The following is a 14,999-nucleotide window of genomic DNA, read 5'->3' on the forward strand; positions in this document are numbered from 1 at the left end:
GGGATAATCTCCAACCGAGGTGAGAAATGAGCAGACGGAACATAACCGACGAATTCAGGGCCGAGGCGGTGCAGCTGGTTGTCGCGCAGGGCTATTCGTTTGCCAGGGCCTGCGAGGCGCTGGGCGTTGGCGATACCGCGTTGCGGCGGTGGGTGGCGCAATGGCGGGCCGAGCAGGCTGAGCCTCCGCGCACCGAGGTGCAGTTCAAGGCCGACCAGCGACGTATCCGGGAGCTGGAGGCACGCGTGACCGAGCTCGAAAGGGAGCGCGAGATACTAAAAAAGTCCACGGCCTTCTTCGTCAAGGAACTGGATCGCTCCTCGAGGTGATCCGTTCGCTGAAGAAGGCCTGGCCAGTCAGCGTGATGTGCCGGTTGCTGAAGGTGCCGCGAAGCAGCTACTACACCTTTGCCGCGCGGCGGCCCGCCAGGGCTGCGGCTTCGCCGGCCCTGCTCAGGGCCGTGCGTGAAATTCACAACGAAAGCCGCGGCAGCTATGGCAGCCGCAGGATGGCTCAGGCGTTACAGCACCAGGGCCATGCGATCGGACGCTACCGCGCGCGGTCGTTGATGCGTGAGGCGCAACTGGCCGTGACGCGACGACGAACGCACCGTTACCGCAGGGCTGACGGTGAAGCGCTGGTGGCGCCCAACCTGCTTGAGCGCCGCTTCCAGCCGCCGGCGATCAATCAGGTGTGGGCGGGCGACATTACGTACGTGAGAACGCTTCAGGGCTGGTCCTATCTGGCGATCGTGATGGACCTGTATTCGCGCCGTATCGTCGGCTGGGCGTTCGCGCTGTTGCCGGATACGGTTCTGGTTATCCGGGCCTTGCAAAGGGCGCGCGAGCATCGACGCCCGCCGCCCGGCCTGATGTTCCACTCCGATCAGGGATGCCAGGGCGGATTCAACCGGTCGTCGCAACACTAGAATGTTGAACGGATTTTAGGTAGGCGTCCAGGGTTTCCGCAGGCGTCTTCCAGCCGAGCGTTTTCCGGGGCCTTGCGTTTAACGTGTTAGCAACTGCCTGGAGCTCTTGAACACTCCATCTGGACAGGTCCGTGCCCTTTGGAAAGTACTGTCTTAGAAGGCCATTGGTGTTTTCGTTCGTACCACGCTGCCATGGACTGTGCGGGTCGGCGAAGAAGACCTTCACGCCCGACTCAATAGTAAAGCGTGCGTGATCGGCCAGCTCTTTGCCACGATCCCATGTCAGTGATCGCCACAACTGAGCAGGTAAGTCCCCCACAGTCTTCTTGAGTGCGTTGGCCATCGTGACAGCTCCATAGCCGGCGAGCGCGGGCCCGTTCTTCGTGCGTGGGATCACCCCATAGCCTTTCTCGCGAGGCAAGTGCACGAGCATCGTAAAGCGGCTTGATCTCTCCACCAACGTGCCGATGGCTGATCGATTTAAACCGATAATCAGATCTCCCTCCCAATGGCCCGGCACAGCACGATCTTGCACCTCTGCAGGCCGGCTGGAAATCATCACCTCCTCGCTGACATGCGCCCATGCCTTGGCACGCGCTCTCGCTCGGGGAACGCGCAAGGCACGCCCGGTGCGAAGGCAACCCACCAGCTCCCGCTTGAGTGCACCGCGCCCTTGAATATAGAGGGCTTGATAAATGGCTTCGTGAGAGATGCGCATAGATTCATCATCCGGGAAATCGGCCTTCAATCGATTAGCAATTTGCTCGGGTGACCAGCCGTTGACCCACTTTCGGTCCCCGCGATGTGGTTTATTGCGCCCCTTGAAGGGCGCCTGCCTGGGACCTGCAATATCACGGCCATCCGCGTCACGCACCTTGCCCTCCAAACGCTCCCGTACGTATTGGAGCAGCCGTGCATTACTCGTTAGCTTCGCCGGCTTTGGTCGTTTGGCGATCCGCTCCGCCTTCCACTGCGCGACCGAAGCACGATACTCGAGGTACCCACCACGTGTCGCCGCATTGCGGGTAAGCTCTCTTGAAACGGTTGATGGACTGCGTCCGATGCGGCGGGCGATTTCGCGTACACCGATGTCTTGAATAGAAAGCAATGCTATCTCTTCTCGCTCAGCGAACGACAAGTATCGACCAGCGATAGGTTTCGACATGAATAGTGGCATGCCGCCACGATAGCGGAACCAGCGCGAGCCTACCGCCTGAGACACGCCGACCGCCTCCGCTGCTTTCTCGCTTGTAATGCCGGTTCCGATCTGTAGCCAAAAGCGACGCTCGACCTCATTTCCAAGCGACGGCGCACCCGGTGAGTACATCGCTGCTCGCCCTGTCAACTGATACACCCGCTTTGCACTTTGAACCATGGCAACACCTCCTTAGTTTAAGGTGTTGCGACGACCGGTTGAATCCGCCCAGTACACCAGCGCGCATTTCGTGAACGAACTGAAGGCAAACGGCATCATTCAGAGTATGAGCAGAAAGGGAAACTGCTGGGATAACGCGCCGGTTGAACGGTTCTTCAGAAGCCTGAAGAACGAGTGGATCGACGAGAAAGGGTACCCGGATCACGCGCAGGCCGAGCGCGACATCGGGGCCTACATCGACAACTTTTATAACTACAGGCGCATCCATTCGGCGGCAGGCGGTCTGCCACCGGCACGGTGCGAAGCTTCGCTTTTTTAAAAATTCGCCTTTGGGGTGTCCAGGTTTGCTTGACCACTACACACCTACTTTTCTTTGCCGGCCGCAAAGAAAAGTAGGCAAAAGAAAGCGGCTCACACCGCTAGCTCTTAAACGGGTCCCCTGGCTCGGAGGGGACAGTGGTGCATCTCGAATCCGTGTTCTCGCACATTCCGCATTGGTGACAAAGCCGTCATTAGCTCCCACTCCGCACTGCGTGCGTCGCGGATGGGGCTGCCAGGGAAACCAGGGCGCGTTTGTGCGCCTTGGGGGCCATCGACTTCGCCTCGGCGATGCTCCGTCGTGAATCGATTGATTGGCGACGGTGCGCGCCGCGCCGCGCCGCGTTTCCGCGGGTACGCGTCTGCGAATACTGCGACGCTTTATCGCTTCAACATGCGGTCGTCGCATGTTATTCCCAACCTCATGGCTGACATCGAGACGCCTGCTTCGGCCAAAAACATTGGCAAAAACAGGATGCGTCCAATTGAGTCACGCCATGCTTATGGAATACCTTAGCAGGCTATCGAGTCATGCACCCGGTCTTCCAATGACCGTTCGTGCTACGCGCCCTCGTCATCCCGTGTTAACTGAACCAGCTTTGGAGCACGACCCATGGCAATAAAAGTCATCGCTGCGGATAGCCATCCGCTCTTTACGCTGGGAATCGAGTCCGCGCTCAGCAAATGCGACGACGTCGACCTGGTCGGAATCGCACACAGTAGTAGCGAACTCTTTACTTTGGCCGCTGACATTCCCTGCGACGTGCTCGTTATCGATCACTGCTCGTGTAGGTGGGAAGGCTTCGGCTCATTGATGTCCGCGCTTCGTGCCGCTCACCCTCATTTGAAAATGGTCGTGCAGGTCTGCATGCACAATGCCGCGCTGCTGGCAACGATGTCGCGCTTAGGCATCGGCGCAGTGTTGCACAAATGCGATGCCGTCAACCACCTGGCGCACGCAATCCAGGCGGCACACGCCGGCGCCATCTACGTATCTCCCGCTCTTCAGTGTCTAAAGCCAATGGCGGGCAATCTCGACGTATCTTGCGTACTGACCGCACGGGAAACGGAAATTCTGCGGCTGTTCCTATCCGGCCTTCCGGTATGCGAGATCGCCCGTAAGCTGCACCGCGCCAAGCAGACAGTCAGTGCCCACAAATCGAAGGCGATGAGAAAGCTGGGCGTGGAGTCAGACGCAGAACTCTTTGGTCTCAGGTATCTGGATGCCCTGTTCGCGATTAATGGTTTCCAGGAAGCTACGCAGACGTGATTGATCTCGCGGCCATTCTTCCACGATTAAGCGACTATCAAAGGCCATGCGTATGAATGCGCTATTCACGGCGCGGCAGTCGATCCATGCGGCAATTGCCCCCTTGCTTGTTTCGGCGCTTAGCGGATGCTCCAACCCATTTGCGGATCACTACCGGCAGTTCGCCAATCACGGCACGTATCTGCCGGACTTCGAAAAGTCGCCGGAACTTGTCGCAACCGAAGCGTTAGAGAGCCGCCGTAATGAACTGAAAGCCCGCAACATGGTTCAGATCGGCCAATCTGTTTTCAGGGAATCGAAGTACGGATGGGCCCTCGAAGACGCGTTGGCACAGGGGCGTGTCACTGGCGCAAGGGTCGTGCTGTTCTCCGAGAGATCGGCTGGCGTACAGTCGAGCACGTTAGCCGTTAACGTCCCGCAAACAAGGCAAGAATACGAGCGCTGGTTGACACGCGGCCACCGCTCCGCGGCATACAACGGCCACGATACGGGCGACGAGCCTTTCTGCAAACCGGGACAAGCACTGGAAGGCAGGTCACCGTTGGGCTATCCCATGAAGCAGCGCCCAGATGCGACGACATCCTGCATCGTGTCCACGGTAGACGTCGTGGATTATCTCGCCGAGTACTGGGGCGAGAAGCGAGCAGTTGATGCTGCTGCATCGAGCAACGCCGTAGAAAACTGACTCCTATTTTTAATTCCGCAGTACCCCCGCTGCTACGAGGCAGACCAGACTAAAGGGCGTTACGCATGCAACTAACTCGGCGAAGATTGGAAGTGCCCACCGGTACATCGAAGGCGGATACTTTTCAGTTTTCATTCCAACGTATTTCCGTCAATCCTCTGACACTGCTGCGCTCAATTTCGCTCATAACCGCGAGTGCGCAGCAGGCCTATCCCGGCTCATCGTCATTTGAACGCTTGAGGCGTCTACGGTTCTTTTGCAGATCGCTGCTGTGGTGGCGGCCTACTGTCAGTTGGCTTGGCTTATGCACCCAACCTCCTCTGGCACACCTGGCGCGACACTGTCCGACCATGCTCGAACGAATGCACCGTCCTTTTCTGCATGGCAGTTTTACCGCGGAGCAGGCTTTTATCGTAAGCGCGCAACACCAGGCATTTACGCGGACTTCGATTCCGGGGATCGTGAACAGTCTCGCTGCCGGCCATGGGCACAGGGTGGCCAAGTTCGAAGTCGAGTCCGAGAACTGGCATGTGCTCATTGAATCGCTTGACCGATTCCAGAAGGAGGGCGACTGGACGCTCAGCGTCCGTGATATTGGAGGATGGCGCCTGGTTTCATGCACGTTCTCGCTGGCGCACATAGGTGGACGGATTTGTCGGCCCCGGCTTTTGATCGGATGTGTGCAAGGCCCGGATCGGTCTGCCGGAGGGCAAGACCTCTTTCGTTCGCTGACGCGGAAATGGCACGGTTTACGGCCCAAGGACCTTATTGTTTATTTAGCTCAATCCCTGGCATTCGCGCTCGAAATCCGCAACGTCATGATCGTGTGTCACGAGGCGCACATCTATTCGAGCTGGCGCTATCGATTCGGAAGGAACCGGATCGCCGCCGACTACGGGGCGCTCTCGAATCAGAAGGATAAGCGCAAAGTCTGGAAGGGTTGGTTCGTTCTCGGCAAGCCTCGATGCCCACATGAGGCGACGTTCAGGCAAACGACCGGTGCGCCGACTCGTCGGCAACGCCGAGAATCTCTGAAGGCGTCGCTGCATGTTCAGATCGGATCCGCCGTGGCAAGGGCCAGGGAAGCGAATTGCGCTCAAGTGAAAGGCCGGCCATGCAGGCACAGACGTTATCGGCGCCATTGATTACCTCCGCCATTGCCTATGACGTCGCCCGACATTGTCGGTTCGCAATGCGCCGATAGCGCGATCAACCCGAGAGTTATGACCTACGCCATTCTAAGCACGCCCGATATCGCGGATTCAGTGACCGAAGTGGATTGCGACGCATCGAAATGGATCGAGTACACGGACGGCGATTCGGTGTGTATAGCGAGGTTCCCCTCGCCAGTCAGCGAGACAATGCGCCAAGGGTTGCACGAGTACGCCCGCTGGAGTTTATGGGGAAACTTGTTCACTTCCGGCGAGCAGCAGCCGGTCACCGACGCGGACGTCGTCGACACAACATTGAATTGCCAGGCTGCGCCCACTGCGATCAGTTGGGGAGGATTTCTGGTGGCCGCATACGACCAGCGCTCGCAGCATTTTCTGGTGTTCGCGGACCCGACCGGTAAGTTGCAGGCACAGTATCGCCAGGACGAACACGGACATTTACACGTAGGCCAAGTGCCAAGGCCATGCAGACGAAGGGAGCCCGTGCAAAAGGCTGGACGGGATCGCTTTCCTGCTCGCAACACGCTTCGTACGCACGAACGCCACAGCAACCGTGCGCGCCAGGAGTTCGCTGTTTTGCCACAGGGGGCTGTCCTCTTATTCCGAAGCGGAGAGCTAAGCCTGCTGAGTCACATCTACCCGCAGAGCCCGGCGAAGGTGTTAAGCATTATCCAGAGGGCGAAGCTTCGCGTCGGCAATGCCTCTTGATGGAGTACTAGCGCTCCCCTCGAGCCAGCACCGAAGATCGCCAAAAGTACCGCGACGGCGCGCGCAGCGCCGCCGGAAGAATGACTGCTGTGTCACGAACGCGGAGTGCGCGAGAACACGGATTCCAGATGCACCACTACCGTTACTGCGCGAGGGCTCCACTTAAGAATTAGCGGTGTGAGCCGCTTTCTTTTGCCTACTTTTCTTTGCGGCCGGCAAAGAAAAGTAGGTGCCGCCCCGCACAGGGGCAACGCCAATAGACCACTAACAAATCAAGGAAAGGCCAACGCCAAAGCCATGTAGTGACAAAAAACCCCAAACACCACACCGCAATAAACCAGCCAGGCACCACCCCACCCTCACCCCACGCCAAGCCATTCCCTCGCCACCTCGGTCCGCTGCAAAAATACCGCGAGTTCGCCGTCGAACACGATCTCGCCGTGCCCCATCACCGCGACCCGGCTGGCGATGTCCTGTGCGATCACGAGCCGCTGTTCGATCAGCAGCATCGCGACACCGCGATCCCGCAGCATGCGCAGACACTGCGCGACCTGCGCGATCACCTGGCTTGCGAGACCCTCGCCAGGCTCGTCGATCACCAGCAAATCGGGGTCGCCGAGCAGCGCGCGGGCAAGCGTCAGCATCTGCTGCTCGCCGCCCGACAGCGCGCCGGCACGCGTGCGCTTCCGCTCGCGCAAAACGGGAAACAGCGCGTAAGCATCGTCGAAGCTAAAGCGCGGCATGCGGGCGCGCGCATGCGGCACGACACCGAGTTGCAGATTTTCGTGGACGCTCAGCGTCGGGAAAACGTCGCGCTGTTCGGGCACGTAGCCAAGCCCGAGACGCGCGATCTCAAAGGTGCGCAGCCCGCCGAGCGCGCGACCGGCGAAATGCAAGCCGCCCTCGCTGCGCACGAGGCCCATGATCGCGCGGGCGAGCGTCGAGCGGCCCGAGCCGTTGCGCCCGACGAGCGCCAGCACCTCGCCCGCCTCGATCCGCAACGTGACGCCGTGCAGCGCCTGGCTCGCGCCGTACCAGGCGTTGAGTTGCCGAATGTCGAGCAAGGCCGTCATGCGCGGAATCCGTCGCCGAGATAGGCGGCGCGCACCGCCGCATCCGCGCGAATCGCCGCCGGTGTGCCGGTCGCGATGATGCGCCCTTGCACCAGCACCGAAATGCGATCGGCGAGTGCGAACACCGCGTCCATGTCGTGCTCGACCATCAGCAGCGTGCGGCCCGCCGTGGTCGCGCGAATCAGCTCGATCGCGCGCGCCGCTTCGGCGCGGTTCATGCCGGCCGTCGGCTCATCGAGCAGCAACGTGTGCGCGCAGCCCGCGAGCGCGAGACCGAGGTCGAGCGCGCGCTGCTCGGCATAGCTGAGCGTGCCGGCCTGAAGGTGGCGGCGCGCGCTCAAGCCCACTGCGTCGAGTACCTGCTCGGCGCGCGCGTTCACCGTGGCCGAGCCGGTGAAACGCTGCCACCAGCGGGTGCGGTCGCGCTCGGCGAGCATCGCCGCGCAGCGCAGGTTGTCGAACACCGTCAGCCGGGCAAACACGCTGGTGGTCTGGAAGCTGCGCGCGAGGCCGCGGCGCGTGATCGCGGCCGGTGCGAGTCGCGTGATCTCCGCGCCGAACAGGTCGATGCGCCCCGCGTTCGGCCGCGCGCCGCCGGCGATCAGATTGAAGAGCGTCGACTTGCCCGCGCCGTTCGGGCCGATCAACGCATGGCGCTCGCCCGGCTCGATCGCGAGATCGACGCCGCGCAGAATCCGCGTGGACCCGAAGCGTTTTTCGATGCCGTACAGCGCGAGCGCCGGAATCATTGCGTGTCTCCGGCGATTCGCGTGGAGCGCGAGTTCATCGCAAGGCGCGCTTGCGCGCGAACGGCGTAGCGCGCCGACAGTGCGCCCAACGCGGCCAGCATGAATACGACGCCGCTGAACCATAGCGCCGACGACGCCATCCACAGCGGCAGGCCGTCGACGCCGAAAGACGCGCTGTCATCCATGCCGAATTGCACCGCGTATGCCCATTGCACCGCGAGCACGACAGCCAGCGTCCACAGCAACGCGGCAGCCGCACCCCATAGATACACGGCGCGGCACATTCGCCAACCGCATGCCGCGACGCGTGCGATATGCCGTTGCATGAAGCCCGCGATGCCATCGGGTGATATCACCACGACCACGACAAAGAACAGCCCGAGATAGAATAGCCACGCCCGCGTGACGCTCGCCACCGCGACGCTGAAAAACGTCAGCACGACCGCGCCCGCCACCGGTCCGAAGAACGCCGCCGTGCCGCCGATCACCGTCGCGATCAGCACCGCGCCCGAACGCATCATGCCGACGCTTTCGCTCGACACCAGTTCGACGTTGATCAGCCCCAGGGTGCCCGCGACGCCCGCAAAAAACGCCGACAACACCACGACGCCATGGCGAACGCGACGCGGATAGCAGCCGATCGCCGCGGCGCGCGCCGGGTTGTCGCGCACGGCGTTGGCAAGACGCAGGAACGGCGTGCGCGACAGCGCGAACAGCGCGGCGCTCGCCAGCAGGCACCACAGCGCGATCAGCGCATACGCCTCGCGGGCCGGCCCGAAGCTCCAGCTTCCGAGCGCGTGGCCGCTCGCGCGATCGATCGCCACGCCCGCCTCGCCGCCGAACCAGTCGGGCAGCGTCCATGCCGCCGCCGACACGAGTTCGCCGATGCCGAGCGTGATCATCGCGAAGGCCGTCCCGGCACGCCGCGTCGAGATGAAGCCGAACACGACGCCGCACAGCGCGCCGCCGAGTCCGCCGATCAGCGGCAGCAGGACGAGCGGCACGCCGACGCGATTGAAGACGTGCGCGGCGACGAGCGCGCCGAGTCCCGAGTAAGCGGCATGGCCGAAGGACAGCAAGCCCGTTTCGCCGAGCAGCAGGTTGTACGAGAGCGCGAACACGATCATCGTCGCGGTCTGCGCGAGATAGGCGAGCAGCCAGCTTTGCGGCCAGATCAACGGCGGCACGGCGAGGAACAGCACGAGCGCGAGCCACGGCGCGATCAGCCGCCACATGCGGCGCGACGCCGAGGCGGAGGTGGCGGTCAACGCGGACGGTCCGAAGGGCTCACGCATGCTCGTCGCGCCGCCCGAAGAGTCCGCGCGGACGCAGCGCCAGCATCGCGACGAGCAGCAGATAGGGAATCAGCGGCGCGAGTTGCGCGAGCGTCAAGGCGTCCCATTCGGCGGGCAGCGAGGCGCCGAACGCCGCCAGCACGCCGCCCAGCGACACGTCGCTCGCCACCGCGAAGGTCTGCACGCAGCCGACCAGCAGCGACGCCGCCAGCGCGCCGCTCAACGAGCCCAGGCCGCCGATCACGACCACCACGAACACGATGGAGCCGAGCGATTCCGCCATCGCCGGATCGATCACGAAGAGCGGCGCGCCGATCACGCCGGCCAACGCCGCGAGCGCCGTGCCGGCCGCGAACACGCCGGTGAATACGCGCGGCACGTCGTGGCCGAGCGCTTCGACGGCGCTCGCGTGCGTGAGCGCGGCGCGCACGATGAGGCCCGTCTTCGAGACGCGCAGCACCGCGTACAGCAGCGCGAGCATCACCAGCGACACCGCCATCATGAACGCCCGATAGCGCGCGAACGCCGCGCCGTAGAGCGTGAACAAAGGGCCGTCGAGCGCGGGCGGCACCGTCGCGCTCAATGGACTCAAGCCCCAGCCGAGCTTGACCAGCTCGCCCAGCAGATACGCCGCGCCGAACGTCAGCAGCAACTCGGGGAGGTGGCCGTGCACGCGCACGCGGCGCAACAGCCAACGCTCGAGCGCCGCGCCGATGGCGCCGACGATCAGCGGCGCGATCACGAGCGCGCTCCAGAAACCCGCATGCGCCGCCACCGAGAAACCGACGTAAGCGCCGAGCATGTAGAAGCTCGCATGCGCGAAATTCAGCACGCCGAGCATGCTGAAAATCAGCGTCAAGCCGGCCGACAGCATGAACAGCAGCAAGCCGTAGCTGACACCGTTGAGCAGATTGATGACGAACGACTGCACGCGCCTAGCCCGCCTGCCCGGCTACGTTTAGCGGTTCGAGCGCCGCGCGCAGATCGGCGGGCAAGCTCACGGGACGACGCGTGACGCGATCGACATACACGTGCACGAAGTGGCCCTGCGCGGCGGGCTCGTCGTCGCCTTCCTTGAAGAGCCCCACTTCATAGCGCACGCTCGACGTGCCGAGCCGCGCGACCCGCAAGCCGGCCTCGACGCGATCCGGAAACACCAGCGGCGCGAAGTAATTGCAGTGCGTCTCGACCACCAGACCGATCGTCGCGCCATGCTCGAAGTCGAGCACGCCGGTGCGGATCAGATAGTCGTTCACCACCGTGTCGAAGTAGCTGTAATAGACGACGTTGTTGACGTGACCGTAGACGTCGTTGTCCATCCAGCGCGTGGTGATCGGCAGGAAATGCGGGTACGCGGCGCGCGCGGCGGGGGCGGGTTTGTTCATGGTGGCGTGGCGTCGGGGGTGGTTGCGTTTTGGGCGGGCTGCGTGTGCGTGCGCCGGGCGGGGGCGTTATTGCCCCGGCTTCTCGACGAACTCGAAGGGCAAGCCGCGCCGCCGCATCCATTCGCCGAGCGCCTGGCCGGTGCCCGCTCGCCACGGTCGCAACTTCGCCGGCTCCACCAGCCGGTATTCGAGCAATTCCGGCGACAGCGCGATCGTTCCATACGCCTTCACGTGATACGCGATGATCAGTTCGTTCTTGCGGATGAATTCATACACGCCGATCAGTTCGACGGTCTCCGTGTGCAGCGAGGTTTCCTCGAGCACTTCGCGCGCAATGCCTTGTTCCGGCGTCTCGCCGTTCTCCAGGAAGCCGGTGATCAGCGCGAACATGCCCTCCGGCCACGCCGCGTTGCGCGCCAGCAGAATCTTGCCCTCGTACTCGACGATCGCCGCGACCACCGGCAGCGGGTTATTCCAGTGGACGTAGCCGCATGCCGTATCGGGACAGGTTTGACGGATGCGGCCGCCTTCATGCTCGGCATCGGCGCGTTCGATCAACGGCGTGGAACAGCGCGGACAAAATCGGTATTCGGTCATGGCGAGTGGGCGCGTTTCGTGGCGTAGTTCGTGGTGTTGGGCCGGCTAGGTTTTGCGTGTCGTGCGTGTCGTGCGTGTCGTGCGTATCGTGCGTGTCGTGCAGGTCATGCGTGTCGTGCAGGTCGTGCAGGTCGTGCAGGTCGTGCGATGCGGGTGTTCAGCAGGTGATTCCGTGGCTGGTTTTACGCCTGACTTCAACGTGCGGCTATCGCACTTCGCTCGGTATGCGGCTTCAGCACCGCGGTCGGCGCGCGATCCCAACGCGAGCGCGGCACCGATGCGGCGTCCAACTCCAATACGAACTCACGCCGCGCACAAGTCCCGCAGTTCGGCGGCGAAACGCTCGACGGTTTCCGGCTGCGTGTCCCACGCGCACATCAGCCGGCAACCGCCCGCGCCGATGAACTCGTAGAACTTCCAGCCGCGCGTGCGCATCGCGCTCGCGGCTTGCGGGGGCAACTGCGCGAAGACCGCGTTCGATTCCGCGGAGAACATGATGCTCACGCCGGGGATTTCCCGCAACCGCGTCTGCAGCAATTGCGCCATTGCGTTCGCATGACGCGCGTTGCGCAGCCACACGTCGTTATCGAGCAGACCGAGCCAGGGCGCGGAGATGAAGCGCATCTTCGAGGCCAGTTGGCCGGCCTGCTTCAGCCGGTAGGCGAAATCGTCGGCGAGCGTCCGGTCGAAAAACACCACCGCTTCACCGACCGGCAAGCCGTTCTTGGTGCCGCCGAAGCACAACACGTCGACGCCCGCGCGCCACGTGATCTCCGACGGATGCATGTCGAGCGCGGCGACCGCGTTCGCAAAACGCGCGCCGTCCATATGCACTTTCAGATGACGCCGTTTGGCGGTCGCCGTGATCGCCCGCACTTCGTCGACGCTGTAGACGGTGCCGACTTCCGTCGATTGGGTCAGCGTGACGACCTTCGGCTTGGGGTAATGGATGTCGGCGCGGCGCGTGATGACCGCTTCGATCGCCTCCGGCGTGAGCTTGCCGCCGACGCCCGGCGCGGTCAGCAGCTTCGAGCCGCCCGAGAAGAATTCCGGGCCGCCGCATTCGTCGGTTTCGATGTGCGCGAGTTCGTGGCAAATGACCGAGTGGTACGACTGACACAGCGACGCGAGCGCCAGCGAATTGGCCGCCGTGCCGTTGAACACGAAGAACACTTCGCAGTCGGTCTGGAACAGTTCGCGCAGACGGTCGCAGACCTGGTTGGTCCAGGAGTCGTCGCCGTAGGCCGGTTCGTGGCCGCTGTGGTTGGCGGCGATCAGCGCCTCGAGCGCTTCGGGACAGATGCCGGCGTAGTTGTCGGACGCGAAATGTTGCATGGATGGCGGCGCGTCCGGCGACGGGCGCGCTGAGATGGCGGGAAAGCGGTCATTTTAGAGCGCTGCGGGGTGATTTGTTTTTTGGCGGTGGGTTGGGTGGCGGTCCGGTGGCGGTTTGACTTGCCGTTGGTCGATGCGTTGGTCGATGCGGCCGAGGGGGCATGCGTCGACAATCGCGGCGATGGCGCGCGGCCACTTGCGGTTTAGGCGGCGGTCGGCGGCAGTATCAATCGCGCATTCGGCGACGGTTGCGGCGATGGGCTTTGCGGCGGGTCGATACGCCATTCGTTGCAGCGGCAAGCGGGCAACCGGCGGTGACAGCGGACAGGTTCGCTACGGACGCGTCGATACGCCCATTAATCGCAGTTGCAAGCAGGCACCCGGTGACAGTTACGGCAAGCGCCCCTTGGCTCGGCACGCCATGCGTTGCAGCGGCAAGCGGGCAACTGGCGGTGGTCGCGAACATGCCCTCTCCGGTCGCCTCGATCCTTCCCTCAACCGCAGTTGCAGGCGGGCATCCGGCCGCGTCCGCGCGACATCCGCGTCACGACGATCAGCCCGGCCGCGCCCAGCAGCAACGCGCCCGCCGCCAGCCACAACGCGGGCGAAAACGATCCGGTTCGTTCAGCGATCGGCGCGGCGACAAGCGGGCCGACGATCTGACCGACGCCGTAGGCCGCCGTCGCGTAGCCCATCAGACCGGCCGCGTCGTCGCCGCGCAGACGCCGCGCCTCGCGCATCGCGAACAGCGTGATCGCGGTGAACGGCAGGCCGATCAGGATGCTGCCGAGCGAAAAGCCGCCCGCCGTCGGCCAGACGATGCCCAGCGCGATGCCCAGGGCCTGTAGCACATAGCAGCCGGCGAGCAGCGTGCGGTTATCCCAATGCACCGGCAGGCGCGCCGCGAGCAGTGCGCCGACCATCAGCGCCGCGCCGAACATCGGCCAGAACAGATCGGGCCACGACGAGCCCGGCAGCGCATGGCGCGCGATCACCGGCAGGAAAGTCGCGGTGATGATGTAGCCGAAGCCGGGGACGCCGTAGAGCAGGATCAGCCAGAAGGCGTCGGCGCGGTGCGGGGTCGGGGTCGCTGGGGTTGGGGTCGGCGAGGTCCGGTTCGGCGAGGTTGGATTCGCCGAGGCCGGGTTCGCCGAGGCCGGATTCGCCGAAGTCGGATTCGCCGAGGCCCGGTTCGCCGAGGCCCGGTTCGCCGACGCCGGGTTCGCCGCAGTCGGGTTCGCCGAGGCCGGGACCGCCGGCGTCGGATTCGCCAGAGCGGGATTCGCCACGCTTGAGCCCACAACGTATTGGCTCGTGGCGCGTCGGTCTGCAACACGCTGGTTTGCATCGGTTGCGCCGGCGGAAGCGGCCGCGCGCGCATTCGCACTGCCCGCACTGCTCCCACTGCGCGCCGACGAGCCCGCCGCCGCCCCGAAAACCGGCCAAACCACGATCGACAGCACCGCCGCGATCAGCCCAAAGCCGATCCACCCGGCCGTGGCGCCGTAGCCGCCGGCGGCGCTGACCAGCAAACCCGTCCCGGCAATCCCGAAGCCCGGCCCCGTATAGATCACCCCGCCCCAGCCATGCGCGCCCAGTTCGGCGAGCCGCCGCAAGCCCCACTGCGAGGCGAAAACGAAACTCCACGCGCTGACCGCACCGGCGACGAAGCGTACCGCCGCCCACACCCAGAACTGATTCGTGACGCCCATTGCCAGGGTCAGCAGGGCGGTAGCGACGAGCCCCGCACGCACCATGCGCGCCGGTTCGACCCGCAGCGCCGCGCAGGTCACCGCGCCGACAAAATAGCCCGCGTAGTTGAACGACGCGAGCCAGCCGCCGTGCTGGATATCGATCTGCGGCTGACCCGACGCGCCGCCGTGGAGCATCAGCGGCAACAGCGGCGTGAAGGCAAAGCGCCCGATACCGAGGACCACGGCCAGCGTCACCATGCAGGCGAGCGCCGCGCGCCGGGCGGCGTCCCGTTCGGACGAAACGTGCTGCGTGGGGGAAGCGAGATCGTTCATGAGCAGGCGAAAAATGATATCGGACCCGGCGGTCACCGGTCTCAAAGCATATTAGCTTGACCTTTGGATCATGAAAAATGAA

14 protein-coding genes and 2 pseudogenes are annotated in these 14,999 nt (G+C 63.7%); 6 read left to right on the forward strand and 10 right to left on the reverse strand.

Annotation, left to right across the window (positions count from 1 at the left end; translation table 11 throughout):
- Window positions 1-26: 26 nt before the first annotated feature.
- A pseudogene (locus CUJ90_RS12675) lies at window positions 27-898 on the forward strand (IS3 family transposase); the annotation flags it as partial.
- A 7-nt stretch (window positions 899-905) separates the two neighbouring features.
- On the opposite strand, the gene CUJ90_RS12680 reads toward CUJ90_RS12675, so the two are convergent.
- The gene (locus CUJ90_RS12680) at window positions 906-2,303 is read right to left on the reverse strand and encodes an IS30 family transposase (protein ID WP_167449657.1); all 1,398 of its coding nucleotides are present in this window, start codon (window positions 2,301-2,303) and stop codon (window positions 906-908) included.
- Between the two features lie 40 nt (window positions 2,304-2,343).
- Here CUJ90_RS12680 and CUJ90_RS12685 point away from each other — a divergent pair.
- From CUJ90_RS12685 to CUJ90_RS12705, 5 genes and pseudogenes are all read left to right on the forward strand, one after another.
- A pseudogene (locus CUJ90_RS12685) lies at window positions 2,344-2,622 on the forward strand (integrase core domain-containing protein); the annotation flags it as partial.
- A 612-nt stretch (window positions 2,623-3,234) separates the two neighbouring features.
- Complete coding sequence (locus CUJ90_RS12690) at window positions 3,235-3,891, forward strand: LuxR C-terminal-related transcriptional regulator (RefSeq protein ID WP_114162933.1); 657 nt, start codon at window positions 3,235-3,237, stop codon at window positions 3,889-3,891.
- 52 nt (window positions 3,892-3,943) lie between these two features.
- On the forward strand, window positions 3,944-4,576 hold the full coding sequence (locus CUJ90_RS12695) for a hypothetical protein (RefSeq protein ID WP_114162935.1): 633 nt from the start codon (window positions 3,944-3,946) through the stop codon (window positions 4,574-4,576).
- A gap of 65 nt (window positions 4,577-4,641) precedes the next feature.
- Window positions 4,642-5,721, forward strand: a complete 1,080-nt coding sequence (locus CUJ90_RS12700; RefSeq protein ID WP_114162936.1) for a DUF535 family protein — start codon at window positions 4,642-4,644, stop codon at window positions 5,719-5,721.
- A gap of 78 nt (window positions 5,722-5,799) precedes the next feature.
- A complete protein-coding gene (locus CUJ90_RS12705; RefSeq protein WP_152035348.1) occupies window positions 5,800-6,456 on the forward strand; it encodes a hypothetical protein in 657 nt (218 codons plus the stop codon).
- A 359-nt stretch (window positions 6,457-6,815) separates the two neighbouring features.
- On the opposite strand, the gene CUJ90_RS12710 is transcribed toward CUJ90_RS12705, so the two are convergent.
- From CUJ90_RS12710 to CUJ90_RS12750, 9 genes are all read right to left on the reverse strand, one after another.
- Window positions 6,816-7,529, reverse strand: a complete 714-nt coding sequence (locus CUJ90_RS12710) for an ABC transporter ATP-binding protein (protein ID WP_114162940.1) — start codon at window positions 7,527-7,529, stop codon at window positions 6,816-6,818.
- On the reverse strand, window positions 7,526-8,278 hold the full coding sequence (locus tag CUJ90_RS12715) for an ABC transporter ATP-binding protein (protein ID WP_114162941.1): 753 nt from the start codon (window positions 8,276-8,278) through the stop codon (window positions 7,526-7,528). The genes CUJ90_RS12710 and CUJ90_RS12715 overlap by 4 nt, the downstream gene beginning before the upstream one ends.
- Complete coding sequence (locus tag CUJ90_RS12720) at window positions 8,275-9,573, reverse strand: branched-chain amino acid ABC transporter permease (RefSeq protein ID WP_114162943.1); 1,299 nt, start codon at window positions 9,571-9,573, stop codon at window positions 8,275-8,277. Before CUJ90_RS12720 ends, CUJ90_RS12715 begins: the two co-directional genes overlap by 4 nt.
- Window positions 9,566-10,504, reverse strand: coding sequence for a branched-chain amino acid ABC transporter permease (locus CUJ90_RS12725; RefSeq protein ID WP_114162944.1), 939 nt, complete (start codon window positions 10,502-10,504; stop codon window positions 9,566-9,568). Before CUJ90_RS12725 ends, CUJ90_RS12720 begins: the two co-directional genes overlap by 8 nt.
- Window positions 10,505-10,508: 4 nt before the next feature.
- Entirely contained in the window at window positions 10,509-10,958 is a 450-nt protein-coding gene (locus CUJ90_RS12730) for an acyl-CoA thioesterase (protein ID WP_083086636.1), read from the reverse strand.
- A gap of 66 nt (window positions 10,959-11,024) precedes the next feature.
- Entirely contained in the window at window positions 11,025-11,555 is a 531-nt protein-coding gene (locus CUJ90_RS12735) for an NUDIX hydrolase (RefSeq protein WP_073432649.1), read from the reverse strand.
- Between the two features lie 303 nt (window positions 11,556-11,858).
- The gene (locus CUJ90_RS12745) at window positions 11,859-12,890 is read right to left on the reverse strand and encodes a threonine aldolase family protein (RefSeq protein ID WP_114162946.1); all 1,032 of its coding nucleotides are present in this window, start codon (window positions 12,888-12,890) and stop codon (window positions 11,859-11,861) included.
- Window positions 12,891-13,116: 226 nt separating this feature from the next.
- The gene (locus CUJ90_RS32365; protein WP_152035349.1) at window positions 13,117-13,356 is read right to left on the reverse strand and encodes a hypothetical protein; all 240 of its coding nucleotides are present in this window, start codon (window positions 13,354-13,356) and stop codon (window positions 13,117-13,119) included.
- A 28-nt stretch (window positions 13,357-13,384) separates the two neighbouring features.
- Window positions 13,385-14,917 carry a YbfB/YjiJ family MFS transporter gene (locus tag CUJ90_RS12750; protein ID WP_114163546.1) on the reverse strand — a complete coding sequence of 511 codons (1,533 nt, stop codon included), beginning with the start codon at window positions 14,915-14,917 and terminating at the stop codon, window positions 13,385-13,387.
- Window positions 14,918-14,999: the final 82 nt, after the last annotated feature.

The organism is Paraburkholderia terricola (assembly GCF_003330825.1).
Taxonomy (GTDB): Bacteria; Pseudomonadota; Gammaproteobacteria; order Burkholderiales; family Burkholderiaceae; genus Paraburkholderia; species Paraburkholderia terricola.